A 23,381-nucleotide genomic window follows, 5' to 3' on the forward strand; every position below is an offset into this window, starting at 1 on the left:
AGTAAGCCACGCGCGCGCCTTAGAAAAGTCGGTTCACGACAAGATGCTCACAGAATGCGCGTCATGCATCCAACAGGGCACGGGCAGCGGCACGTGCCTCATCCGTAATGGTGTCGCCTGCGACCATCCGGGCGATTTCGTCGACGCGGTCGGGGTCGGCCAGCGGGATCACGGTGGACAGGGTCTGATCGCCGGTGACCTGTTTCTGCACCCGCCAGTGATGCGCCGCCCGTGCGGCCACTTGCGGCGAGTGGGTGACGACCAGCACCTGCCCGCCCTGCGCGAGTGCGGCCAGACGGCGGCCCACCGCGTCCGCCGTGGCACCGCCGACACCGCGGTCAATCTCGTCAAAGATCATCGTGCGGGCACTGTCTTCGCCCGTTAGGCAGACCTTAAGCGCCAGCAGAAAGCGGCTGAGCTCGCCGCCCGAGGCGATTTTGTTGAGCGGCCCTGACGGCGCCCCCGGGTTGGTGGCGACGGTGAAGGCCACCGCGTCGGTGCCTTCGGGGCCTGGGTCGGTCGCGGTGATCTCGGTCCGGAACACGGCGCGTTCCATTTTCAGGGGCGCGAGTTCAGCCATTACTGCGGTGTCCAACGCACTGGCGGCCTTACGGCGCGTTTCGCCGAGTGCGGTGGCCGCGTTGTCATACGCAGCTTGTGCCGCGTCCACAGCAGCGCGTTTGTTGCTGAGGTCGGCGTCACCTGCATCCAGCCGGTTCAGGCGGTCGCGCAAGGTATCGGCGAAGGTGCCCAGATCATCGGGGGCCACATCGTGTTTGCGTGCCAGCGCGCGAATGGCAAAGAGGCGTTCCTCGGCCTGTTCCAGTTCCGCTGGGTTAAAATCGAGCGCTTGCAGACAGGCGTTGACCCCATCCTGCGCCTCGCCCAGTTCGATCAGGGCGCGACCCAGCGCTGCAATGGGGCCTTCCAACTGGCCACCCGCATTGTCCGACACGCCTTCCAGCCAGCGCACGGCATCGGCCATCGCGCCCTCGGCCCCGTCGCCGCCTAGCAAGGCAAAGGCACGGGCCACGTCGTCGCGAATCCGTTCGGCCCCTTGCATCATGCGGCGGCGGGCGTCGAGATCGGCATCCTCGCCCGGTTGCGGGTCAAGCTGATCCAACTCGGCAACGGAATGACGCAGGAACTCTTCTTCGGCACGCATAGCCTCCAGCGCTGCCTCAGTCTGCGCCAGAGCTTTGCGGGCGATGGACATCTGGCCCCATGCGGCACGCACGGCGGCCAACTGATCCCCTGCCCCGGCATAGGCATCCAGCGTTGCGCGATGCCCGCGTGGGTTCAGCAGGCCTCGGTCATCATGTTGGCCGTGTAGTTCGATCAGAGTTTCCGACAGCGCCCGTAACACTTCGCCCGAACAACGGCGGTCATTGACCCATGCAGTCTTACGTCCCTCGGCCGTGTTGACGCGGCGCAGGATCAGCTCCTCGCCACCGGGCAGACCCGCCTCGGCCAGAATCGAATGGGCAGGGTGATCGTCAGGCAGTTCAAACTCGGCCACAACTTCGCCCTGTGCGGCCCCCTGACGAACCAGCTCGGCGCGCCCTCGCCAGCCCAGCACAAAGCCCAGCGAATCCAGCAAGATCGACTTGCCCGCGCCGGTTTCACCGGTCAAAGCATTCAAGCCCGGCTGAAACGTCAGCTCCAGCCGGTCGATGATCAGCATGTCGCGGATATCAAGGGCGCGCAGCATCGGGTCTTTAGCGTCCCAAGCCTTTAGCCATGGCCGTTACAACCACTCACCCTTGACGGTCTGGCGATAGATCGTGCTGAGCCAATTGTTACCTCGGCTCTTTAGATCGAGACCACGCGACGTCAGCAACGTGTACCCCGCGTCGTACCATTCCGAGGACTGATAGTTGTAACCCAGAATCGCACCCGCGGTCTGTGCCTCGTCCACCAGTCCCAGCGCCAGATACGCCTCGATCAGGCGATAGAGCGCCTCGGCGGTATGAGATGTGGTCTGAAAATCTTCGACCACCACGCGGAATCGGTTGATCGCCGCAGTGAAGTGATCCTGACGCAGATAATAGCGCCCGATCTCCATCTCTTTGCCAGCCAGATGGTCGAAGGCAAGGTCGAACTTCAGTACGGCAGATGTGGCATACTCACTGTCTGGGTAGACTTCGATCACCGTGCGCAGGGCCTGCAGTGCCTGAAAGGTCAGCCCCTGATCACGGCCAACTTCGTCGATCTGATCATAGTAGCTGAGCGCCAGAAGATACTGGGCATAGGCGGCGTCTTCGTCAGTGGGATAGAAATCGATATATCGCTGCGCGGCGGCGCGGCTTTCTTCATAGTTCTGGTCCGAATGGAATGAGAACGCCTGCATGATCAGCGCACGTTTCGCCCAATCGGAATAAGGATAAAGCCGCTCTACTTCAGAGAAATACCAAGCCGCGTCGTCCGAGCGATTCTGCGACAGCTCGTATTCACCGCGGGTGTAAATCTGTTCAGGCGTGAAACCTTCGAGGTTTTGGCTGCGGTCTGCCCCACGGTTACCAAACAGACCTCCGGCATTGCCACATGCCGTCAAAGTTGCTGCCAGAAGAAGCGCACCTGCGATTCTGACTGCCGCTTTGCTGCCAACCATTCCGCCCATCCTTGTCGTCTACTTAGCGGGAATTACCCCTGATCGGGCCTCGGTCTAGCACATAAAATTCCAGTGCAAAACGCCTTATCCACCCTCATGGCGCAAATGTCGTCAGAGTTGATCAGATCACGCAACCTGCGGGATTTCGCTTCGCACAAGGCCCTGGCCGGGCAGACGCGCGGCTTGTTCAGGGGTACAAAGGATCGGTCGCACAGCGCCCGGTGTTTCGAACAGTTTGCGCAGCAATGTGTTAGTCATCGAATGCCCCGACTTCTCGCCGACAAAGCGCCCCAGAATCGGACCGCCTGCAAGATAGAGATCACCCAGAGCGTCCAGCATTTTGTGGCGCACCGCTTCATCCGTGTGACGGAAGCCACCCGGGGTCAGGACTTCGTCGCCCTGTACGACTACGGCATTGTCCAATGTGCCGCCCAAGGCCAATCCGTTTTCACGCATCGCTTCGACATCTGTGCGGCGGCAAAACGTGCGACTGTCGCAGAGTTCACGCGCAAACGAACCATTGCGCATGTCCAAAACTTTTGTCTGGCTTCCAATGGCGTCATCTTCGAAATCAATGTGGAACTCGATCTCCAGACCTTCCGCAGGCGCGATAGATGCCTTTGCGCCCTCGCGTTCAACAGAGACGGGTTTGAGCACTTCATAAGCCAGTACCGGACTAGCCTGACGACGAACGCCTTTGGCCATGATGCCCCGAACAAAGGCCACGGACGAACCATCCATGATCGGGACTTCGGGACCGTCGATTTCAATCAGCGCATTATGGACACCACATCCGGCAAGTGCCGCCATGATGTGTTCCACAGTCGATACCGACACATTCGCATCGTTAACCAATCGTGTGCAAAGAGGCGTCCGCTCAACAACGTCATAGATAGCGGGGATCAACGCATTGCCCAGCTCGATATCAGTCCGTTTGAACCAGATTCCATGACCTGCCGCTGCAGGCTTCAGAACCATCGTCGCAGGCTTGCCGCTATGCAGCCCAGTGCCCACAAACGTGACTGAAGATTTGAGCGTATGTTGCAATGTGAGCCTCGGTGAGTTGTGTCCAGCCTATCAGGGGCTGTGTTGCACCCTCAACTAAGGAAGGGGGCATCAAGGCTCAACTCACCTTTTGCAACCGAATGAAACATGAATGTGACACATCGGCAAATCCCTGCTTACACCAGCTCAACACCTTGTGTTTCCACAAAAAAGGGCCGCGCGATGGCGGCCCTTCGAGATGATTTTGTTACCGCGATCAGTTGGCCTGACGCCGTAGGAAGGCGGGAATTTCGATGCGCTCCTGATCAGGATCGGCTTCATCCTGAACAGGTGCCGTTGCGTCAACCGACCGCATCGCAGGCTGTTGGCGTACCGGTTGAGCGGGCGTATCGGCCGCATGGCCGGTCATCCGGTCAATCAATCGGTTGAAGCCAAAACGCGGGCGATCCTCGGTCGCTTGCTGCGGCTGAGGGGCCGGTTCGCGAGGTGCCTCAGGCGTCGGACGCAGCCGGTTCGAAGGTACTTTCTGAACTGCGGCCTGCAACCGCTGCATCGCTTCCGGAGACGGTGTGCCGGGAGTCTGGGCACGCGGTGCGTCGTAGGAGTCGACTGTCTCTTCGACTTCGGGTTGCGGTTCGAACTGCGCAACCTGAGGCTGATAGGCGGGCGGAGGCAGCCCGTCATCTTCCTGCTCGGCAGCGGGTTGTTCGTCTTGCCAGCCTTCATTGAACTCGACATCTTCGATGGACTCGAAGAGCGTGGGCGCAATGTTGTCCTCAGCCGGGGCCTCATCTGCAGCGATTTGTTCAGGCGTGGAGTCTTCTGCCGAAACCGTGCGTGTCAGCGGAGCCGACATCGAACGGCGGGCGACCGGTACATCTTCGCTTTTCTCGCTGGCATCGATACCGGTGGCAACGACTGAAACGCGCATTCCGCCTTCCATCTCGGTGTCGAGGGTCGAACCGACAATTATATTGGCCTCCGGGTCCACTTCCTCGCGGATGCGGTTGGCGGCCTCGTCCAGTTCGAACAAGGTCAGGTCGTGCGCACCGGTGATGTTGATTAGCACACCCTTGGCACCCTTGAGGCTGATTTCGTCCAACAGCGGGTTAGCAATGGCCTTCTCGGCTGCCTGAATGGCGCGATCTTCACCGGTCGCTTCGCCTGTGCCCATCATCGCCTTGCCCATCTCGTCCATCACGGCACGAACGTCGGCGAAGTCGAGGTTGATCAGACCCGGACGCACCATCAGGTCGGTTACGCCTTTGACGCCCTGATACAGGACATCGTCGGCCATCGAGAACGCCTCGGTAAACGTTGTCTTTTCGTTGGCCAGACGGAACAGGTTCTGGTTCGGAATGATGATCAGCGTATCAACGACTTTCTGCAGCGCATCAACGCCGTCTTCGGCCTGACGCATACGCTTGGCGCCTTCGAACTGGAAGGGTTTGGTGACAACCCCAACGGTCAGAACACCCAACTCCCGCGCTGCCTGCGCGATGATCGGCGCCGCGCCGGTGCCTGTGCCGCCACCCATGCCGGCGGTAATAAAGCACATATGCGCACCCGCCAGATGATCCACGATCTGTTCGATGCTTTCTTCAGCTGCTGCAGCACCCACGGTCGGACGCGCACCTGCACCTAACCCTTCGGTGACTTTGACGCCCAGCTGCACCCGCGCCGACGAACGGCTTTGCTGCAGCGCCTGTGCGTCTGTGTTCGCGACGACAAATTCTACGCCGTCCAACTGTTTTTCAATCATGTTGTCGACAGCATTGCCCCCAGCGCCGCCAACGCCAAATACGGTAATCCGAGGCTTGAGTTCGTCGTGCCCGGGCATCGAAAGATTTAATGTCATGCTCTGTCCGCCTGTTTTTTATGTTGCCGCAAAATGCGGTTTTTCTGACCTATCCACAGTCGATTTTACTGTGTCATTTCGGAAACGTCACCAGAAAAATCGCACGAATCCACAAAATATGGAGGAAATAAGGCAGCAAACAGCAGCATTTCGCTGTTACCGCGACATGTTGCGGCGAAAGGCTCATGCGCCACTACACACGGAAAGACCCCACCCGCCTTGAGGGGGTGCGAAAACTTTTAGTCACTCGTTTGGTCGCGGAAAACTGCTCAATGTCCTGCCGCTGGGCCTCTACCGGGCCTTGAACCTTATTTTGCGGCAATTTGGCAGTTGCCGCAACTGATTTCTTTAGCCTACCGGGGCACTTGGGCAATTCAGGCCATCTTCAGAGATGCTACGGACCTCTTGCGTTTCGCTGCCGACGAAGCGCGCCAGCCGCACCATCAGCCGGTCATTGTACAGGTAGGGCCACCAGCAGACTGGCAGGCCATCGGGCGCATCATCGTACAGAAAACAGATCTGGCCATTTGGCGTGGTGATCTGGCCATAGACACAGCCCCGCCCCTCCATCCGCCAGACCGAGAGAGTCGGGCTGAGAAATTCCTCAGTTCCGACCAACATACCGCTTCGGATTTCATGGAAGGTGATCGTTTTGCCAACGACGGCGCTCAGAAACGCCTCTGGCGTAATCAGGGTTTGAGCCGGGGCCGCAGCGGGCCCAAGGGCCGCGCCAACGGCTGCACCACGCAGGGCATTACCAATTGTCACGGAACCAGCGCACGGCGCGCTTGAACGGGCGCGCGGCATAGGTGTCGACCGGGATCTCAAAATCCCACCATTCGTCCTGAGGATGCGCCGCAAACAGGCTAAGCCCCACTGCCGAAGAAAAACCGGGCCCGGTCGCGGATTGCGGCAGGCCATGAACACGCAGCGGGCGGCCCAAACGAACACGCTGACCCAGAATCCGGCTGGCAAGACCGTCTAGCCCCATGATCTGGCTGCCACCACCAGTCAGAACGATCTGCTGGCTTGGCAGGTGGTCGAAACCGGCAGCGTCCAGACGAGTACGCACCTCTTCGAGAATCTCCTCGACGCGGGGGCGCATGATGCCGATCAACTCGGCACGGCTGACGGTACGGCGGTCATGCTCCCAATCGCCAGTATCGCCACCGATGTCGATCAGGTCGCGATCATCGGCTCCGGTCGCGTGAACGCCACCGTTAAAGGTCTTGATCCGTTCGGCCACCGCTGCGGGCACGCCGAGGCCCATCGAAATGTCGCTGGTCACGTGATCCCCGCCCATGCGCACGCAATCGGCATAGATCATGTGTTTCTTCATGAAGATCGAGATGCTGGTGGTGCCGCCGCCCAGATCGATACAGGCCGCGCCCAACTCCTGTTCGTCCTCGACCAATGCGGAAATGCCCGAGACATAGGCCGAGTTCGCAATCCCTGCCAGCTCCAGATCGCAGCGCTTGATACAGCGGACGATGTTCTGGATCGCCACCGCATCGACGGTTAGCATGTGCATATCCACTGCAAGGCTCTGCCCCAACTGCCCACGCGGATCGATTAGTCCCGAGCGGTTGTCGAGCGCGAAATTCACCGGTTGCGCATGCAGTACCTCGCGCCCTTCGCCGTAATCGGGCACATCGCAGGCGTTCAGGACACGACCGACCTCGGCTTCGGTAACTAGTTGCCCTTCCAGATCGACCTGTGCATCCAGCCCGTACGAGCGCGGGTTCGCCCCTGAGAAGGATGCAATCACGTGATCCACGCGGATATCGGCCATCTTCTGCGCCGCCTGCAGTGCGGTGCGGATGGCGCGTTCGGTTTCTTGCATCGCAGTGACTTCGCCGAACTGCACCCCGCGCGAGCGGGTGGTCGCAGCGCCAATGACGCGGAACCCGGTCTGACCGGCCATGGAGCCGATCGAGTTATCCTCGGACAACCGCCCCGTCCCGTCGAAGCGCAATACAAGGCAAGCGATTTTGGAGCTGCCGACATCCAGGATAGCAACTACACCGCGTTGCATTGCCTGTCGGCGCATCTGCCGCATAGCCCTTTGGGACTGATAAAGATCGGTCATCATGGTCGTTACTGCCCGCTACTCACATCTACTTTTGTGTTCCACCAGTCTTCGCTGGCCGTTTTGTTCATTCGGATGGTCGGTCGCTGCCCCAGTCGCATGTCGACCACGGCCACGTCACGTTCTAAAAGGTCCTGCACCTCGTTCACCGCCAACACGCGTTCCAGCGCGCGCGCCGGACGTTCGGTCGGCAACATGATGCGCTGGTTGCGATCCAGCACCAGATCCCAGCGCCGTTCGCCAACGCGCACCAAACCGCGAACGCGGTCGCCCAAGCTGCGGGCAGTGGTCAGGATTTGCAGCGCCTCGGGGACATGTTTGTTCGCGCCCTTCCCTGCGATCAGTGGCAGGGCTGCGTGATCGGCGCGTGCTGAAACACGGTCAACATGGGCTCCGGTTTCATCCAATAGCTCGATCCCGTCTCGGGTGCGCCAGACGATGACCGGCTGGCGTTCGACCACATCAACCTGAAGAATCCCGCCGGGGCGAATGCGTACGGTTGCCGATTTCACCGGGTCAAGCCCGGTGATGGTGTCGCGGATCAACTCCACATCCAGATCCCACGAGCTGAGCGGGAAATCGAGCGGCACGATCTCGCGGATATCCTCAGACAGTGCGGTTCCTGCCCCGTCGATGGCCATCAGGTTGACCATGAATTCGGGGCGCTCCTGGATCGAGGTCTTGATGTCGGCGATATAGGTGCTGACCGCCTCACGACGTTCTTCGGCGGCAAAGAAGCCACCCACCAAACCAACGACGATCAGAACCGGCAGGCCAATTTTTAGCCCGCGCCGGATGCCGGGGGTGAGCATCCAGCGCTGAAAGCGGTAGCTGAGGCGCGAGGGCGCGGGGTCCGCGTTGCGCGCGCGGCCAAAAAGACGCGCCCCGCGCAAATGCAGCTTAGGTTCGGTTTTGGGCTCGGGCCTTGGCGCGGCGGTGAAATCGGCATCCGGCCCCGCCAACGGTTTGGTCCGGTGGATCACCGGCGCGCGGGTGGCGGTCAGCGGTCGCATGAGGCATCCTCCACCATCCAGGCGCAGAGCTGGCCGAAACTGATGCCAAGGTGTTCAGCCTGTTCGGGCACCAGCGAAGTCGGCGTCATGCCGGGCTGGGTGTTGGTTTCCAGCAGGAACAGCCCGTCGGCACCCTTGCTGTCATCCCAGCGGAAATCGGTGCGGGACACGCCGCGACACCCCAGCGCATTATGCGCCTTAACCGCATAGTCCATGCAGCGATCAAAGATATCCTGCGGGATCTCGGCGGGCAGCACATGCCACGAGCCGCCGGGCTTGTACTTGGCATCATAATCGTACCAACCGCCATCGGTCATGATCTCGGTCACCGTCAGGGCGCGATCGCCCATCACGGTCACGGTCAGTTCACGGCCCGCGACGTATTTCTCGACCATAACCTGATCAGGCATCGCCTCGTCCAGTTGCGGCGGGCCGTTGGCATTTTCATGCACGATATAGATGCCGACGCTGGAACCTTCGTTGTTGGGCTTGGCCACATAGGGCGGCTCCATCACATGGACCTCGACCACCTCGACCTTGGGAACGATCAGGCTGGGTACGATAGGTAATCCTTCGGCGGCGTAGACCTCTTTGCTGCGCTGTTTGTCCATCGCAAGGGCCGAAGCCAGCACGCCGGAATGCGTGTAAGGAATGCGCATCCATTCCAGTAGCCCCTGCACACAGCCATCCTCGCCCCAGCGTCCATGCAGGGCGTTGAACACCACATCGGGTTTGATATCGGTAAGGCGAGCAGCAAGGTCCGGACCTGCGTCCAGTTCGACCACTTCAAAGCCTTCTCCCACAAGAGCGGCTGCGCATTCGCGCCCAGAGCTGAGAGACACCTCGCGTTCCGCCGAGGGGCCACCCATCAATACCGCCACTTTGGGGTTTGTCCTGCTCGACATACCCAATGTGCGCCTCAATGTCCCCGGACCTTATGTGGTGGTCCGTACTGCGTTTATGCCTTTGATCCGTCGTCCTAATTTGCCTGTTATGGTCTGACGGTCGGGGCTTTATTCTTCCAGCGGATCACCGACCCGCATGATTTCCCACTCTAGCGTGATGCCGCTTGTTTCGTAAACCTTTTTTCGCACCTCTTCGCCCAGACCTTCGAGGTCTGCGGCGGTGGCGTCGCCTGTATTGATCATGAAATTCGAGTGTTTGGGACTCATCTGCGCGCCACCTTTTGTGGCCCCGCGCATACCCGCGTCATCGATCACTTTCCACGCCTTGAGGTCATGCACATCGTCCGCGCGCCCAGTCGACGAGAACCCAGCTGGATTACGGAAGGTCGACCCGGCGCTACGGTCCTTGGTGGGTTGAGTTTCGTCGCGCTTTTTTAGCTGCGCCTCCATGCGAGCGTGCAGCTCAGCTGGATCGCCCGTGGGGCCTTGAAACGTCGCCGAGATCAGCACCGCGCCTTCGGGCAGGTCGGACTGGCGATAGCGGAAGCTGAGGTCTTGCGGGGTCAGGTCCACGATCTCTCCGGCGCGGGTGACCACGGTAGCCTTTTGCAGCACATCCGCTGTATAGCCGCCGTAACAGCCCGCGTTCATGCGCACGGCCCCGCCGATCGAGCCTGGTATCGTGCGCAGGAAAGTCAGGTCCACACCTCCATCCGCTGCTTTACGCGCCACATGCGCATCCAGCGCGGCGGCACCCGCGCTGACGGTATTGCCGTCGACCGAGATACCATTGAACCCGCGCCCCAATCGGATCACCACCGCCCGCAGACCACCATCACGTACGATCAGATTGGATCCGACACCCATAGGAAAGATGGGAACATCCGCAGGCAGATCACGCAGAAACGACTGAAGGTCTTCGGTATCGGCGGGTTGAAACAGATAATCCGCTGGTCCGCCGACGCGCAGCCAGGTGAGTTCGGAAAGAGAACGCGCCGCGGACAGGCGGCCACGGACGTCGGGCAGTTCGCTCATGCGCCTTCCCGCGATGCAAGGCTGCGCCCGCCTACTCCCCCCATGATCACCGCAAACAGGAAGGGCAGGACCGCACCGGTCAGCCAGACGAAGGGTCCGAACGCCTGTTCTTCTTCTCCTGTCCCGACACCGGCCAGCACTATGATCAGTACCAGACCAAGGGCCGAGGTCAGCCCGATCAGCCACAGCAGTGCCTTGAGGCCGATCCAGCGCGCGGCGACAAAACCCGCAAGCGTCCCGAGGATCAGGGTAATCAGCGGCAAATAGGCGAAAGTGGCGATGTCGACCATGGGGGCCTCCTGAAAATGGCCAGTTACTTGTTCGCCGCCTTCATGCCCTGCATTTTCGCCTTTGTCCAACGGGTGAGGTAAATCACCGGCCAACGCAGAACTGACATACCTGCCGCCAGGACCAGCAGCCCGATCCATGGACCATTTTCATAGGTGACATAGCCTAGGATGGGGACGCCAACGGCGATCAGGAAATATGCGCGCCGCCAATGGTTGTCCTTGCTGGGCAACATCGCCAACACGTTGGCGACAACACCCCACAGACCGGCAAGCGCAATCGACCAGTTCATTCCGACACCTCTTTACCCGTCCACTTGCGCCAGTAGTAGCGGATCGGGTTGCGGTACATCGAAACAAAACCGCCAGCAGCCAGGATTCCGACGAACCAGCCATAGTCTAAACTCAGCCACAGAATCAGAGCAGGCGCGCTGGCAAACAGTACAACACCCGGTGGGAATTGCAGGCGCATCGGCAGCATCGCCACAATGGTGGAAGCGAAGACCCAGACGCAGGCGAGTATGAGCGATAGCGCCACGAGGTTAGCTCGCTTTGGCGATTAACCGGTCAGGCAAACCGTTGGCCCAGGTGCTGATCGTACCTGCGCCGAGGCAGACGACCATATCGCCCGGGCGGGCCTGTTCACGGACAAGGCGGGCCAGGTCTTCTTCGTTCAAGATCGCGCGCGCGTGGCGGTGGCCGTGGCGGATCAGGCCCTGCACAAGATCGTCACGGCTGGCACCTTCGATCGGATCTTCGCCTGCAGCAAAGACCTCCGCAATAGCGACCACGTCGGCGTCGTTGAAGCAGGTGCAGAAATCGTCGAACAGGTCGGACAGGCGGGAGTAGCGGTGCGGCTGGTGGACTGCGATGACGCGGCCCTCGGTGGCCTGACGTGCGGCCTTGAGAACGGCGGCGATTTCGACCGGGTGGTGGCCGTAATCGTCGATGATGGTGACGCCGTTAATTTCCCCGACCTTGGTAAAGCGGCGGTTGACGCCGCCGAAATCGGCCAGCGCATCGCGGATTTCACTGGCCTTCATGCCCAGATGACGGGCCACGGCCACGGCGCTCAGCGCATTAGAGACATTGTGGTCGCCGGGCATTGGCAAGGTGCAACCTTCGATCACCTTGTCTTCATGGCGTAGGTGGATGTCGAAATGGGCGACGCCACCCTTATAGGTCAGGTTTTCGGCCCGCACATCGGCCTGTGCGTTGAAACCATAGGTGCGCACGCGGCGGTCGGAGATGCGGCCAACAAGCGCCTGCACCTCGGCATGATCTGTGCAGCAGACGGCCAAGCCATAAAACGGCAGGTTCGAGACGAACTCGTAAAACCCGTCGCGCAGTTGGTCGAAATCGCCCCAGTGCTCCATATGCTCGGGGTCGATATTGGTGACGATGGCGATGGTTGCAGGCAGGCGATTGAATGAGCCGTCGCTCTCATCCGCTTCAACCACCATCCATTCGCCCTGCCCCATGCGGGCGTTGCTCCCATAGGCGTGGATGATGCCGCCATTGATGACGGTGGGATCGAAATCGCCGGCGACCATCAGTTCCGCCATCATAGTGGTTGTTGTGGTCTTACCGTGAGTTCCGGCGATGGCAATGTTCGAGCGCAGGCGCATGAGTTCCGCCAGCATGTCGGCGCGACGGACGACGGGCAGGCCCTGCGCGCGTGCCTCGTCCAGTTCCGGGTTCCCCGGTTTGATCGCAGTTGAGACCACGACCACGGCGGCGTTCTGCAAGTTCTCGGCACGCTGGCCTTCGAAAATCTCAGCACCCAGCCCAGCCAGCCGGTCAGTAATCTTCGAGGTTTTCAAGTCCGAACCTTGTACACGGTAGCCAAGGTTCAAAAGCACCTCTGCGATACCCGACATCCCGATCCCACCGATGCCCACGAAGTGGATCGGTCCGACGTCCTGCGGCAGTTTGGTTGCTGGATTCATGAGGTCTCCTTCTGCGCCAGTTGCTCGACAAGGGCGACCAGACGCTCGGTGGCGTCCGGTGCCCCGACCGATAGCGCGGCATGGGCCATTTGCTGTGCGGCTTCGGGGTTGGTGAGAACCGTGGTCATTTGCTGTGTCAGCGCGGGAACGTCAAGGGCGTTTTCGGGGATCATGATCGCACCGCCTGCCTGAACCAATCCACGCGCATTGGCTGTTTGATGATCTCCGGCAGCCGTGGCAAGCGGGATCAAAATCGACGGGCGGCCAATCACGGAAATGTCGGCGATACTGGAGGCACCTGACCGGCTGACAACCAGCTGCGCGTCGGACATACGGCGAGGTACGTCGTCAAAGAAAGGCTGTACATCGGCGCGTATGCCGTGATCGGCGTAAAAGGCCTTGACCCGTTCACCATCCTCATCGCGGGCCTGATGCGAGACGCGGATATACCCGCGCAGATCTTCAGGCAGCGCAGCGATGGCACCCGGCACCACGTCACTGAGGATACGTGCGCCCTGAGAGCCGCCCATCACCAGGACGGACATCGGGTACTCCCCAGGCGGGATATAGGGGGCAGCAGCGCGTTCAAGAACGGAGGCGCGAACCGGGTTACCAGTGTGTATGCCCTTGGACCCTTCAGGCAAATCGGTGGGCCAGACACCACAGGCCACTTGAGCCACACGGGTGGCAAACAGTTGGTTTACCCGGCCCAGAACGCCATTTTGTTCATGGATCATACGCGGCAGCTTCAGCAGGATGGCCGCGCCCAGCGCCGGTATCGACGGATAGCCGCCAAAGCCCACCACCACATTCGGCTTGTCACGCATCATCTGCACAGCCATGCCAGTGACTCCAGCAGCAATCTTGGGTCCAACCAACATCTTGGCCGCTAATCCGCCTCGGGCGAAGGTGGCCGAGGATGCCTCGACAATCTCGACGTCTGCGGGGAACGCGCCGGTATAGCGCGCTCCGCGCGGGTCGGTGGACAGGCGCACACGCCAGCCTTTCTGCAGCATCGCCTCGGCCAACGCCTGCGCGGGGAACATGTGGCCCCCGGTGCCACCTGCTGCGACTAGTAGATAAGGTTTGCCCATCAGCCTCGTCCGCGCAGAATGTCGCCCAGCTCGCCCTGCGGGCGGGTTCGGGTGAAGGCCAGCAACATGCCAACCGCGATGCCGCCAGCAATCAGAGACGATCCGCCATAACTGACAAAGGGCAACGTCATGCCCTTGGCGGGCAGAAGACGCACGGCGACGCCCATGTTGATCATAGCCTGCACGCCAAACATGCAGGCCAGACCAGTGCCAGCCAGACGGATGAACATGTCGCGTTCGCGCATCAGCCGCAGCAGCGAACGCACAACGATCAGCGAGTACAGCGCGATGATAATCAGCACCAAAATCAGCCCGTATTCTTCGGCCGCGACCGCGATGATGAAATCCGTATGCGCATCAGGCAGAGACCACTTGACCTGCCCCTCACCCACGCCGACGCCGAACAGACCGCCTTCGCGGATGGCATTGGTGGCATACCCAAGCTGGGTGGTCGGATCGAGTTCCTGATTAAGGAAACCATCGATACGACGGGCAAAGTGCTCGGAATTGGAATAGGCAAACATGCCGCCCAGAACGACCGCTCCGGCCATGCCGACCAGCAATAGCATCGGGGCTCCGGCGACAAAATACATCACACCCCAACCAAAAAGGATAAGGCAGGCCTGCCCGAAATCGGGCTGCATCACCAGCATTGCCACGATGGACATACACAGTGCAAAGGACCACAACCGCCCCGGCGGGCCGTTGATTTCCTGTGATGCGGCCAACAGCCATGCGGCCACCACGACAAAACCGGGCTTGAGGAACTCGGATGGCTGCAACGAGGCAAAACCCAGCGAATACCAGCGCACCGCGCCTTTGCCAAAGTCTGTACCGAAGACCGGCAAGAAGGCCAGCGCCACGAACGAGGCCAGAAAGCCCAGAATCGCCAGCCGCCGCACCAGTGTCGGCGACATCATTGAGGTCAGCAGCATCGCGACCAGCGCCAGCCCGCCAAAGATCGCCTGACGTTCTACATAGTGGAAAGGATCGAACCCGTTACGCCCCGCCAGTGGCGGCGACGAGGCCAGCCCAAGCAAAAGCCCGATGACAAACAGGATCAGAACGCAGGACATCGTCCAGCGATCAATCGTTCGCCACCACTTCGGAAGAATCGGTTCTCCGCGCTGGTCCTGGACCGCGCCATACACCATCTCAGTCATGAGATACCGCCACTATCTGCCTCGTTAACGTCCCGTTTTCGGGATCTGATTGAGAGTCTACAGGGATTTTTACATTTGGGCTAGCAGAATGACAGGCAGAACTGGAATTCCGGAACGATGAGCCGCCGTTGACAAACGCGCATGCATTCAAGCAGCGCATGCTGCCTGTTCTGATCGACGGCCCGTTGAGGCTCGGTTTGAGTTCATCCAAATATCAACCGCGCCCAACGTCATTGTTCAAAAAGTAAATCGTCAGTCTTTGATGGGGTATCTGTCAGGCTCTTCAAACACATCGATCACTCGGGAACCCGCCTTGATGCGCCCGCCATGCTCCACTCCGGCTGGGATAGAATAGCTGTCGCCGGGCAGATAAACTTTCGTCTCGCCGCCAATGGTGAGTTCAATTTCTCCTTCCACCACCGTACCCCATTGGGCACCATGTGAATGTAGTGGGAGTTCCATTTCTTTAAGAAAAGTAAAAAAGGCGACCAAACCAGCATCAGATCGAATGACTGCCGTCTGCACGACGTCTTCGGGAAATGGCACGTCTAGTCTTGGAAAGTCTGTAATGAAGTTTGGAAAGCGCATATTTTTATCCCTTTAAATGGATCTAACCGGCAAGCATTAGCACAGAGCCTAGCATGTCAGAATGCACTACGAGTAAAAATTCACATACCATATGGCACAAACCCATGTGCTGCTGAGAAATTCCGTGGGCCAAACCCAAACCGTTTTTGGTCTGCGCTCTTGCCATCGCTCACAATCCACGCCATGCGCAGCATATGGATTTCGAGACGATCATCCTCGGTGCTGGCGCGGCCGGCATGATGTGCGCAGCCCATTGCGGTGGCCAGGCGCTGGTGATCGACCATGCAAAAGCTCCCGGAGAAAAGATCCGCATCTCGGGTGGTGGACGATGCAATTTCACCAATATGTATGCGGGACCGGGCAATTTCCTGTCTCAGAATCCGCATTTCAGCAAATCAGCGCTGGCGCGATATACACAGTGGGATTTCATCGAACTGGTCGATCGCCATGGCATTGCATGGCATGAAAAAACGCTTGGGCAATTGTTCTGCGACGGGTCTTCGAAACAGATCGTCCAGATGCTGCTGAATGAAATGGTCAAGGCCGAGGCCGAGCTCTGGGTGCAGACGTCGCTGCGCAACTTGCGCAAAACCGAAAGCGGTTTCGCTTTGGATGTCGAACGCGATGGCAAACACATCCCTCTGACCTGTCGCAATCTGGTTCTGGCCACGGGTGGCAAATCGATCCCCAAAATGGGCGCAACGGGGTTGGCCTATGACATCGCGCAGCAATTCGGGCTGCAGATAACCGAGACACGGGCGGCGCTGGTGCCGTTCACCTTCTCGGACGGTCGGTTCAAGGATCTGTCCGGCGTCTCCCTGCCCGCTCGACTGTCAAACGAGCGCAGCAGTTTCGACGAGGCTTTGTTGTTCACCCATCGCGGGTTGAGCGGTCCTTCGGTACTGCAATTGTCTTCGTACTGGCGCGAGGGTGAGGCAATATGGGTCAACCTGATCCCCGATTTGCCTTTATACGATCTGCTTCGCGATCAGCGGCAGGCTGTTGGGCGCAAGGCGCTGACCACCGAATTGGCACGCCACCTGCCTACGCGTCTGGTGGAATACCTCGCACACCATATCCCGATGAAGGGCAATCTTGCGGATCAGTCCGACACGGCGCTGTCGGAACTGATCGCCGCATTGTCCAACTGGCGGCTTACGCCGTCGGGCACCGAGGGCTATCGCACCGCCGAGGTCACTCTGGGCGGGATCGACACTGACGGGCTGTCGTCCAAAACGATGGAGGCCAGGGATGTCCCCGGCCTCTATGTCATTGGTGAAGCGGTGGATGTCACCGGCTGGCTTGGCGGTTATAACTTCCAATGGGCGTGGTCCTCGGGCCACGCCGCCGGAAGTGCCATCGCAAGCCGTTAGCCTACGACGTTGTAACCCCGTCCGCGCATACAGTTGCGCACGATGACTTCCTTGTTCTGGTTCTTGTTGATCACGTCAGCACCTGCACCAACCAACGCACCGGCAACGGCGGCGCGACCCAGGTTGTCGCTGCTGTCCTGAACGATGCCGGTGACGGCTGCAGCACCTGCGGCGCCGATTGCGGCATTACCTGCGGTCGATCCGTCAACGCTGGCCTGCGAGGCTGCAAGTTGCTGGCACTGATACAGGTCCGAGTTGTAGTTCGGGCCTACTGGGCCATCGATCACGGGCTGATAGTTGGCCCCGGTATTGGTGCAAGCCGCAGCAGCCAGCAGCGCTGGAACGACCAGAAGAAGTTTACGGTTTGGCATATTCATGACCTCGTGTTGAATTTCCTGAAGGCAAAAACCAATGCAGGCAGTGCGTCAAGCAGATAGGCCCACAGCTTCGCCGAACCGGCGATCTATTGCAAACGCATTGCTTTCAGAGGCGTTTTTTAACCTGAACCACGAAGTCATCGCCACGTTGTTCGAAGTTGTCATACTGGTCGAAACTGGCCGCAGCAGGTGCCAATAGAACGGTTTCACCGGGCTGTGCATCGGCCATGGCCTGCATAACCGCCGCTTCCATAGTGGTGCAGACTTGCGCATCGGCCTGCAACTGCATTGCAAAGCTCGCCGCCTCACGCCCGATGACGTAGGCCTTGATTACGTGGTCCCCTGCCCCGTTCAGCGCCTCAAGCCCGCCTTCTTTCTCAAGCCCGCCACAGATCCAACGTATCTTCTTGAACGCGCTCAACGCTTTGAGGGCGCTATCTACGTTGGTAGCTTTCGAGTCGTTCACATAGGTCACGCCATCCGCCTCGGCGATGATCTGGCTACGATGCGGCAGACCGGGGAAACTGTGCAGCGCATCTTCTATGACGCGCGGCGCAAGGCCCAATGAGCGACAGGCGGCATAGGCAGCACATGCGTTCTGGTGATTATGCGCACCGGGCAGGCCCTTGATCTCACGCAGGTCGATCGATCCGGCCTGACGGCCCTTGCGGTATTCCGACAGGAAACCCTTGCGGGCAAAGACCTGCCAACCCGCCCCGGTCAGCTTGCGCGCCACCGAGACGCGGATCACCCGGTCATCCGACGGCCCCTCGGCCAGTTGCCCGGCCAGAAACGCGCCCTCGGCTTCATCAATGCCGATCACGGCGCGGTCCGGGCCGCCTTCGGCGAACAGGCGACGTTTGGCGGCAAAGTAACCACCCATTCCACCATGTCGATCCAAGTGATCAGGTGAAAGATTGGTGAAAACCGCCACATCCGGCGTCAGTGCGCGGGCCAGTTCGGTCTGGTAGCTCGATAGCTCCAGTACCACGACCGATCCATCGCCACCTGGGTCGATGTCCAGCACGCCGCGCCCAATGTTACCCGCCAGTTGCGAGTCGCGCCCGGCCTCGGTCAGGATATGTTGGATCAACGCAGCGGTGGTTGATTTGCCATTCGATCCCGTCACCGCGATGACGCGCGGTGGGATGTCGTAGTTGTTCCATTCAGGGCCTGCGAAAGAGCAAAAGAACAGACCTATATCATTGTCGACCGGAACTCCGGCTTCCAACGCAGCGGCCACAACCGGGTTCGGCGCGGGGTAGAGATGAGGGATGCCGGGCGAGACAATTAGTGCGGCAATATCGTCAAACGCCCCGTGGCGGCGCAGATCGACACACGAGAATCCCTCGACCTCTGCCGCTTCACGCGCGGCGGGGTTGTCATCCCAGCAGATCGGCTCAGCCCTGCCAGCGCGCAGCGCTCGTGCGGTGGTCAGACCCGACCGACCTAGCCCCAGAACCGCTACTTTTTGCCCCGAAAACCCTTTGACCGGGATCATTGCCATACACCTTCTATCCGAGCCGCTCTTCCAGCCAGTCCGCCCGCCAAGAGACCGGCCCTTTTGGAACGTTTTCTATTACGAACCCATAGTCTGGTAACCGGTCGCACAAAGCATCGTATTCCGCAATAGCTGCGGCCAAGTTGTGCCGCCGGTCATCATCCTGTTCGAATATCTCAGGCCAAGGAGGAAAGAGAAACACGCATGGGTCGTAGCCCAAGTGCAGTATCTGTTCACGCACTTTGGTCTCCAACGGTGTACCGGTTCGATCAAACCAAATCAGCGCGTCCAATGCCGAACGATCAAATAGCACAAGATCATCTTTGGCATTGCTGAAGTCAGATATCGCAAGTTCAATGATCCTGCGGCAGAATACCTCGGAGTTGACCCAAGGCAGAGCGCGACCACCACCTTGTCTTTCCTCGGCAATGACACGACGACCCGGCTCGGAAACTGTTGAATATCCGCGTCGGGCCATCTCCTCCAGCAGTGTTGATTTGCCACCACCGGAGCATCCAGAAAGCACGACGCAACGCGGGCTCATCTGACTTTCAGCGTCGCCAGCCCGATCATCGCTAAGATCAGTGAAATGATCCAGAACCGGATCACGATGGTGGGTTCAGCCCAACCCTTTTTCTCATAATGGTGATGGATCGGTGCCATCAGGAACACGCGCTTTCCGGTCCGTTTGAAATAAAGAACCTGGATGATCACGCTCAGCGCCTCGACCACGAACAGCCCGCCCACGACTGCCAATACCAACTCGTGTTTGGTAGCCACGGCGATCGCGCCCAGCGCACCGCCCAGAGCCAGTGATCCGGTATCACCCATGAAAACCGCCGCCGGCGGGGCGTTGTACCAAAGGAATCCCAGCCCTGCGCCAAACAGCGCTGAAGTGAAGATGAAGATTTCACCGGTGCCAGGCACATAGTGAACATCAAGATACTCGGTGAAGTCGACCCGCCCAACCGCATAGGCAATCACACCAAGGGTCGAGGCCGCGATCATCGCGGGCATGATCGCCAGCCCGTCCAGACCATCTGTCAGGTTCACCGCGTTGGCCGCACCCACAATGACGATCACCGCAAAGGGGATATAGAAAAGGCCAAGATTGATCAGCGTATCCTTGAACACCGGCAGAGCCAGCTGGTTTTGCAAATCGCTGGGATGGTGCAGCGTCGCCCAGAGTGACGCCAGCACGGCAATGATGATTCCCAGCGCCAACCGCATCTTACCGGAAACGCCCTTGGTGTTCTGCTTTGAGACTTTGGCATAATCGTCCGCAAAGCCGATGGCCGCATAGGCCAGCGTCACGAACAGTACCATCCAGACATATGGATTGTCCCAGCGCGCCCAGATCAGGGTCGACGTGACCAGAGCGCCCACGATCAGCAGCCCGCCCATGGTGGGGGTCCCGGCCTTGGACAGATGCGCCTCGGGGCCGTCATCGCGGATCGGTTGACCTTTACCTTGCCGCTTGCGCAATACGTTGATCAAGGGTTTTCCGAACAGAAACCCAAAGATCAGCGCAGTCAGAAAGGCGCCCCCTGCCCGGAAGGTGATATAGCGGAAGAGGTTCCAGAAATCCCCTCCGTCCGACAGGGCGGTTAACCAATAGAGCATTACAAAACCTTTCTCACAATACGGCGGCTCTCTGGCGCGCTGCCATGCCCCATTTGCCGCAGACCGTCAACGATCTGCGCCAGAGCCATGCTGAGAGAGCCCTTGGCCATCACTACATCGCCGCTACGGATCAATTCCGGCAGATGGGCGGCCATCTCATCGCTGGTTTCCGTCCACAACCCGCGCTTGCCCTCGGGCAGAGCCTGATGCAGCGCTTGCATCAACGGGCCGATGCAATGAACCTGATCAACATGCGCCATCGCAGGCACCTCGGCCATGGCGGCGTGCATCGCCTGCTCTTGCGCACCAAGCTCTTTCATGTCGCCCAGAAACGCGACCTTGCGTTTGCCCGCCGACGCAAACAGCACGTCGAGAGCGGCCTCCATCGAGGTTGGATTGGCGTTGTAGCTGTCATCGAGCAGTTCAATCTGCCCACCATCTGGCAGCGCGATCACCTCGCGCACACCGCGCCCTTTGACCGGAGACCAGCCGCGCAGACCGGCAATCGCCTGATCCAGATCGACCCCCAGCGCGACACAGGCCGCCAGAGCGCCCAGCGCGTTCATAGCAAAGTGAGTTCCCGCGGATTGGACATCGAATGTGATGTCTGCTCCGCCGACAATACCGTGTCCCCGCACCGAGTCAGGGCCTTGGAGCACGTTGCTCAGGGCATAGTCCCGCGCCTTGTGGCCAAATTCGACGATCCTTGCACCATGCGCAGCGGCGCAGTCGCGCAAGATGCCCGCGTGTTCGATATCGGCGTTGACGATAGCGGTGCCGCCCTCGGCCACCCCGTCGAAGATCGCAGCTTTTTCAAATGCAATACCCGCAACCGAGTCGAAGGCTTCGAGGTGGACCGCGGCTACTGTGGTCACCAGCCCCACATGCGGTTGCGCCTGACGCGCCAGCGGAGCGATTTCGCCCGGATGATTCATGCCGATCTCGATCACCGCGAACTCGGTGTCGCGCGGCATTCGCGCCAGCGTCAAAGGCACGCCCCAATGGTTATTGTAGCTGGCGACGCTGGCATGAGTTTTGCCTTGCGTCTCCAGAATGCTGGCCAGCATTTCCTTGGTCGAGGTCTTACCCACGCTGCCAGTCACCCCCACCACGCGCGCACCTGTCCGGGCGCGAGCCGCCTGCCCCAACGCCTCTAGACCCGTCTGCACATCGTCGACGATCAACAGCGGTGCATCTTCGGGCACGCCTTCGGGAATATGCGACACAAGCGCTGCGCCTGCGCCTTTTTCAAGCGCTTGGGCGACGAAATCATGGCCGTCGCGGGCAGCCTTCAACGCAACGAACAGGTCACCCGGCTGCAGGGTGCGCGTGTCGATGGAGACGCCGTTCACCTGCCAATCGGTGGTGGCGCGCCCGTTGGTGGCCTCTGCGGCCTCGGCTGCGGTCCAGAGCGTCATGCGACCCTCCCGTCCAGCGCGGCAACGCTGATACTGGCCTGTTCCACATCGTCAAAGGGCAGGACCTGATCTCCGACTATCTGGCCGGTTTCGTGTCCCTTGCCCGCAATCAGCAGAGCGTCGCCCGGTTGCAGCGCGTCGATGCCGCGCAGGATGGCCTCCGCCCGGTCCCCGACTTCCGTGGCTTCGGGTGCGCCCAACATGACAGCACCGCGGATGGTGGCCGGGTCTTCGCTGCGCGGGTTGTCATCGGTAACAAAGACCACATCGGCGTTTTCAGCAGCGGCCCGCCCCATCAATGGGCGTTTAGTGGCGTCTCGGTCACCACCTGCACCAACAATGGCGATCAGACGTCCCATGACATGCGGGCGCATCGCCTTCAGTGCAGTGGCCACGGCATCCGGCGTATGAGCGTAATCGACAAACACCGCCGCGCCGTTGTCGCGTGTGGCAGCCAGCTGCATCCGCCCGCGCACGGTGATCAGGTGCGGCAAGGTATCGAACACGCGGTCGGGGTCCTCGCCCGCCGCGATGACCAATCCGCAAGCCAGCAAAACGTTCTCGGCCTGAAAGCCGCCGATCAGATTCAGGCAGGTTTGATAGGCCTTGCCTTTCCATGAAAAGCGCAAATCCTGCCCGGTCGCGTCAAAGCGTTGATTCAGAAGACAAAGATCAGAACCCTCAGGGCCTACGGTGATGATATTCTGGCCGCGTGCTTCGGCGATCTTGCGCATCTCGGCACCCTTGGGATCACCAAGGTTGACCACAGCGACCCCGTCTTCAGGTAGCACACGATCAAACAGACCCGCCTTGGCTGCGAAATAGGCCTCGAACGTGTCGTGATAATCCAGATGATCCTGCGTGAAATTCGAGAACCCGGCAGCGGTCAGATGCACCCCGTCCAAGCGACGCTGTTCAAGCCCGTGCGAGGAGGCCTCCATCGCCGCATGGGTCACGCCATTTTCGGCAGCCTCGGCAAGACAGCGGTGCAGAGTGACCGGCTCGGGTGTGGTATGGGCCAGCGGCGCAGTCCATGCGCCCTCGACCCCAGTGGTGCCCAGGTTGACGGCGGCAAGTCCAAGCTCGGTCCAGATCTGGCGGACGAAACTGGCGACCGAGGTTTTTCCATTGGTGCCGGTGACCGCCACGATAGTCTGCGGTTGCGCGCCAAACCATAGGGCGGCGGCCCCTGCCAGTGCCTGACGGGGGTCTTCCGTGACGATCAGCGCAGCATCGGATGCGGCCAGTTCGTCGGTGGCGATCTCGGCCCCTTTCGCGTCCGTCAGGATCGCGGTGGCCCCCATGCGCAAGGCGTATTGGATGAAGTCTCCACCATGGACTCGGGTGCCGGGAAGGGCTGCAAAGAGGAAACCGTCTTTGACCTCGCGGCTGTCGACAGCCAGACCGGTGATTTCGGGATTGGCCCCTCCCCGTGCGGTCAGGGCCAGTTCGCTGAGTTTCTTTGACCGATTGCCCATGACCCACCTTTCGC

The 23,381-nt window shown here is 60.1% G+C and carries 23 protein-coding genes; 1 reads left to right on the top strand and 22 read right to left on the bottom strand.

Going from position 1 to position 23,381, the window contains the following annotated elements; translation table 11 throughout:
• Positions 1 to 61 precede the first annotated feature (61 nt).
• The 16 genes from recN to ACR0DK_RS00780 form a co-directional block, all read right to left on the bottom strand.
• Entirely contained in the window at positions 62 to 1,711 is a 1,650-nt protein-coding gene (gene recN / locus ACR0DK_RS00705; protein WP_223116775.1) for a DNA repair protein RecN, read from the bottom strand.
• 36 nt (positions 1,712 to 1,747) lie between these two features.
• Positions 1,748 to 2,611 (bottom strand): outer membrane protein assembly factor BamD, encoded by an 864-nt coding sequence (locus tag ACR0DK_RS00710; RefSeq protein WP_170392015.1) that lies wholly within the window; start codon positions 2,609 to 2,611, stop codon positions 1,748 to 1,750.
• Between the two features lie 126 nt (positions 2,612 to 2,737).
• Positions 2,738 to 3,658, bottom strand: coding sequence for a UDP-3-O-acyl-N-acetylglucosamine deacetylase (gene lpxC, locus ACR0DK_RS00715; protein ID WP_170420844.1), 921 nt, complete (start codon positions 3,656 to 3,658; stop codon positions 2,738 to 2,740).
• Between the two features lie 214 nt (positions 3,659 to 3,872).
• Entirely contained in the window at positions 3,873 to 5,474 is a 1,602-nt protein-coding gene (gene ftsZ / locus ACR0DK_RS00720) for a cell division protein FtsZ (protein ID WP_170420842.1), read from the bottom strand.
• Between the two features lie 348 nt (positions 5,475 to 5,822).
• Positions 5,823 to 6,242, bottom strand: coding sequence for a hypothetical protein (locus ACR0DK_RS00725; RefSeq protein ID WP_170401361.1), 420 nt, complete (start codon positions 6,240 to 6,242; stop codon positions 5,823 to 5,825).
• The gene (ftsA, locus tag ACR0DK_RS00730; RefSeq protein WP_170392023.1) at positions 6,229 to 7,563 is read right to left on the bottom strand and encodes a cell division protein FtsA; all 1,335 of its coding nucleotides are present in this window, start codon (positions 7,561 to 7,563) and stop codon (positions 6,229 to 6,231) included. The genes ACR0DK_RS00725 and ftsA overlap by 14 nt, the downstream gene beginning before the upstream one ends.
• An 8-nt stretch (positions 7,564 to 7,571) precedes the next feature.
• Positions 7,572 to 8,576: a cell division protein FtsQ/DivIB gene (locus ACR0DK_RS00735; RefSeq protein WP_170609388.1), complete on the bottom strand. Its 1,005-nt coding sequence runs from the start codon at positions 8,574 to 8,576 to the stop codon at positions 7,572 to 7,574.
• Entirely contained in the window at positions 8,564 to 9,481 is a 918-nt protein-coding gene (locus ACR0DK_RS00740) for a D-alanine--D-alanine ligase (protein ID WP_480734569.1), read from the bottom strand. Before ACR0DK_RS00740 ends, ACR0DK_RS00735 begins: the two co-directional genes overlap by 13 nt.
• Positions 9,482 to 9,589: 108 nt before the next feature.
• Entirely contained in the window at positions 9,590 to 10,516 is a 927-nt protein-coding gene (gene murB, locus ACR0DK_RS00745; RefSeq protein WP_480734570.1) for a UDP-N-acetylmuramate dehydrogenase, read from the bottom strand.
• Positions 10,513 to 10,806 (bottom strand): hypothetical protein, encoded by a 294-nt coding sequence (locus ACR0DK_RS00750; protein ID WP_170401372.1) that lies wholly within the window; start codon positions 10,804 to 10,806, stop codon positions 10,513 to 10,515. The genes murB and ACR0DK_RS00750 overlap by 4 nt, the downstream gene beginning before the upstream one ends.
• Positions 10,807 to 10,829: 23 nt before the next feature.
• On the bottom strand, positions 10,830 to 11,096 hold the full coding sequence (locus ACR0DK_RS00755; protein ID WP_170392032.1) for a DUF2484 family protein: 267 nt from the start codon (positions 11,094 to 11,096) through the stop codon (positions 10,830 to 10,832).
• Positions 11,093 to 11,341: a DUF2484 family protein gene (locus tag ACR0DK_RS00760; protein ID WP_170420832.1), complete on the bottom strand. Its 249-nt coding sequence runs from the start codon at positions 11,339 to 11,341 to the stop codon at positions 11,093 to 11,095. Before ACR0DK_RS00760 ends, ACR0DK_RS00755 begins: the two co-directional genes overlap by 4 nt.
• A gap of 4 nt (positions 11,342 to 11,345) precedes the next feature.
• Complete coding sequence (gene murC, locus ACR0DK_RS00765) at positions 11,346 to 12,752, bottom strand: UDP-N-acetylmuramate--L-alanine ligase (protein ID WP_170512296.1); 1,407 nt, start codon at positions 12,750 to 12,752, stop codon at positions 11,346 to 11,348.
• Entirely contained in the window at positions 12,749 to 13,846 is a 1,098-nt protein-coding gene (locus tag ACR0DK_RS00770) for a UDP-N-acetylglucosamine--N-acetylmuramyl-(pentapeptide) pyrophosphoryl-undecaprenol N-acetylglucosamine transferase (RefSeq protein WP_170625283.1), read from the bottom strand. Before ACR0DK_RS00770 ends, murC begins: the two co-directional genes overlap by 4 nt.
• Positions 13,846 to 15,009, bottom strand: a complete 1,164-nt coding sequence (gene ftsW / locus ACR0DK_RS00775; protein WP_170392040.1) for a putative lipid II flippase FtsW — start codon at positions 15,007 to 15,009, stop codon at positions 13,846 to 13,848. Before ftsW ends, ACR0DK_RS00770 begins: the two co-directional genes overlap by 1 nt.
• Before the next feature lie 252 nt (positions 15,010 to 15,261).
• Positions 15,262 to 15,597, bottom strand: coding sequence for a cupin domain-containing protein (locus ACR0DK_RS00780; RefSeq protein ID WP_170392042.1), 336 nt, complete (start codon positions 15,595 to 15,597; stop codon positions 15,262 to 15,264).
• A gap of 194 nt (positions 15,598 to 15,791) precedes the next feature.
• On the opposite strand from ACR0DK_RS00780, the gene ACR0DK_RS00785 reads away from it, so the two are divergent.
• Positions 15,792 to 16,970: a BaiN/RdsA family NAD(P)/FAD-dependent oxidoreductase gene (locus tag ACR0DK_RS00785; RefSeq protein WP_170801888.1), complete on the top strand. Its 1,179-nt coding sequence runs from the start codon at positions 15,792 to 15,794 to the stop codon at positions 16,968 to 16,970.
• Here ACR0DK_RS00785 and ACR0DK_RS00790 read toward each other — a convergent pair.
• From ACR0DK_RS00790 to ACR0DK_RS00815, 6 genes are all read right to left on the bottom strand, one after another.
• The gene (locus ACR0DK_RS00790; RefSeq protein WP_170392045.1) at positions 16,967 to 17,347 is read right to left on the bottom strand and encodes a glycine zipper family protein; all 381 of its coding nucleotides are present in this window, start codon (positions 17,345 to 17,347) and stop codon (positions 16,967 to 16,969) included. The genes ACR0DK_RS00785 and ACR0DK_RS00790 overlap by 4 nt on opposite strands.
• A gap of 106 nt (positions 17,348 to 17,453) precedes the next feature.
• Positions 17,454 to 18,848 carry a UDP-N-acetylmuramoyl-L-alanine--D-glutamate ligase gene (gene murD, locus ACR0DK_RS00795; protein WP_480735667.1) on the bottom strand — a complete coding sequence of 465 codons (1,395 nt, stop codon included), beginning with the start codon at positions 18,846 to 18,848 and terminating at the stop codon, positions 17,454 to 17,456.
• Between the two features lie 13 nt (positions 18,849 to 18,861).
• The gene (locus tag ACR0DK_RS00800; protein WP_480734571.1) at positions 18,862 to 19,392 is read right to left on the bottom strand and encodes an AAA family ATPase; all 531 of its coding nucleotides are present in this window, start codon (positions 19,390 to 19,392) and stop codon (positions 18,862 to 18,864) included.
• Positions 19,389 to 20,471 carry a phospho-N-acetylmuramoyl-pentapeptide-transferase gene (mraY, locus tag ACR0DK_RS00805; RefSeq protein WP_170392049.1) on the bottom strand — a complete coding sequence of 361 codons (1,083 nt, stop codon included), beginning with the start codon at positions 20,469 to 20,471 and terminating at the stop codon, positions 19,389 to 19,391. The genes ACR0DK_RS00800 and mraY overlap by 4 nt, the downstream gene beginning before the upstream one ends.
• Positions 20,471 to 21,889, bottom strand: coding sequence for a UDP-N-acetylmuramoyl-tripeptide--D-alanyl-D-alanine ligase (locus ACR0DK_RS00810; protein WP_480734572.1), 1,419 nt, complete (start codon positions 21,887 to 21,889; stop codon positions 20,471 to 20,473). The genes mraY and ACR0DK_RS00810 overlap by 1 nt, the downstream gene beginning before the upstream one ends.
• Positions 21,886 to 23,367, bottom strand: coding sequence for a UDP-N-acetylmuramoyl-L-alanyl-D-glutamate--2,6-diaminopimelate ligase (locus ACR0DK_RS00815; protein WP_480734573.1), 1,482 nt, complete (start codon positions 23,365 to 23,367; stop codon positions 21,886 to 21,888). Before ACR0DK_RS00815 ends, ACR0DK_RS00810 begins: the two co-directional genes overlap by 4 nt.
• Positions 23,368 to 23,381 lie beyond the last annotated feature (14 nt).

Source organism: Ruegeria sp. CE6, assembly GCF_056537485.1.

Bases quoted from the DNA above. Each gene is read 5' to 3' on its own strand.
- recN (WP_223116775.1), bottom strand. From the start codon at position 1,711: ATGCTGCGCGCCCTTGATATCCGCGACATGCTGATCATCGACCGGCTG.
- ftsZ (WP_170420842.1), bottom strand. From the start codon at position 5,474: ATGACATTAAATCTTTCGATGCCCGGGCACGACGAACTCAAGCCTCGG.
- murD (WP_480735667.1), bottom strand. From the start codon at position 18,848: ATGATCCCGGTCAAAGGGTTTTCGGGGCAAAAAGTAGCGGTTCTGGGG.
- murC (WP_170512296.1), bottom strand. From the start codon at position 12,752: ATGAATCCAGCAACCAAACTGCCGCAGGACGTCGGACCGATCCACTTC.
- ACR0DK_RS00780 (WP_170392042.1), bottom strand. From the start codon at position 15,597: ATGCGCTTTCCAAACTTCATTACAGACTTTCCAAGACTAGACGTGCCA.
- ACR0DK_RS00810 (WP_480734572.1), bottom strand. From the start codon at position 21,889: ATGACGCTCTGGACCGCAGCCGAGGCCGCAGAGGCCACCAACGGGCGC.
- ACR0DK_RS00740 (WP_480734569.1), bottom strand. From the start codon at position 9,481: ATGTCGAGCAGGACAAACCCCAAAGTGGCGGTATTGATGGGTGGCCCC.
- ACR0DK_RS00800 (WP_480734571.1), bottom strand. From the start codon at position 19,392: ATGAGCCCGCGTTGCGTCGTGCTTTCTGGATGCTCCGGTGGTGGCAAA.
- ACR0DK_RS00735 (WP_170609388.1), bottom strand. From the start codon at position 8,576: ATGCGACCGCTGACCGCCACCCGCGCGCCGGTGATCCACCGGACCAAA.
- ACR0DK_RS00710 (WP_170392015.1), bottom strand. From the start codon at position 2,611: ATGGTTGGCAGCAAAGCGGCAGTCAGAATCGCAGGTGCGCTTCTTCTG.
- ACR0DK_RS00770 (WP_170625283.1), bottom strand. From the start codon at position 13,846: ATGGGCAAACCTTATCTACTAGTCGCAGCAGGTGGCACCGGGGGCCAC.
- ACR0DK_RS00785 (WP_170801888.1), top strand. From the start codon at position 15,792: ATGGATTTCGAGACGATCATCCTCGGTGCTGGCGCGGCCGGCATGATG.
- ftsW (WP_170392040.1), bottom strand. From the start codon at position 15,009: ATGACTGAGATGGTGTATGGCGCGGTCCAGGACCAGCGCGGAGAACCG.
- ACR0DK_RS00755 (WP_170392032.1), bottom strand. From the start codon at position 11,096: ATGAACTGGTCGATTGCGCTTGCCGGTCTGTGGGGTGTTGTCGCCAAC.
- mraY (WP_170392049.1), bottom strand. From the start codon at position 20,471: ATGCTCTATTGGTTAACCGCCCTGTCGGACGGAGGGGATTTCTGGAAC.
- ACR0DK_RS00790 (WP_170392045.1), bottom strand. From the start codon at position 17,347: ATGAATATGCCAAACCGTAAACTTCTTCTGGTCGTTCCAGCGCTGCTG.
- ftsA (WP_170392023.1), bottom strand. From the start codon at position 7,563: ATGACCGATCTTTATCAGTCCCAAAGGGCTATGCGGCAGATGCGCCGA.
- murB (WP_480734570.1), bottom strand. From the start codon at position 10,516: ATGAGCGAACTGCCCGACGTCCGTGGCCGCCTGTCCGCGGCGCGTTCT.
- ACR0DK_RS00815 (WP_480734573.1), bottom strand. From the start codon at position 23,367: ATGGGCAATCGGTCAAAGAAACTCAGCGAACTGGCCCTGACCGCACGG.
- ACR0DK_RS00750 (WP_170401372.1), bottom strand. From the start codon at position 10,806: ATGGTCGACATCGCCACTTTCGCCTATTTGCCGCTGATTACCCTGATC.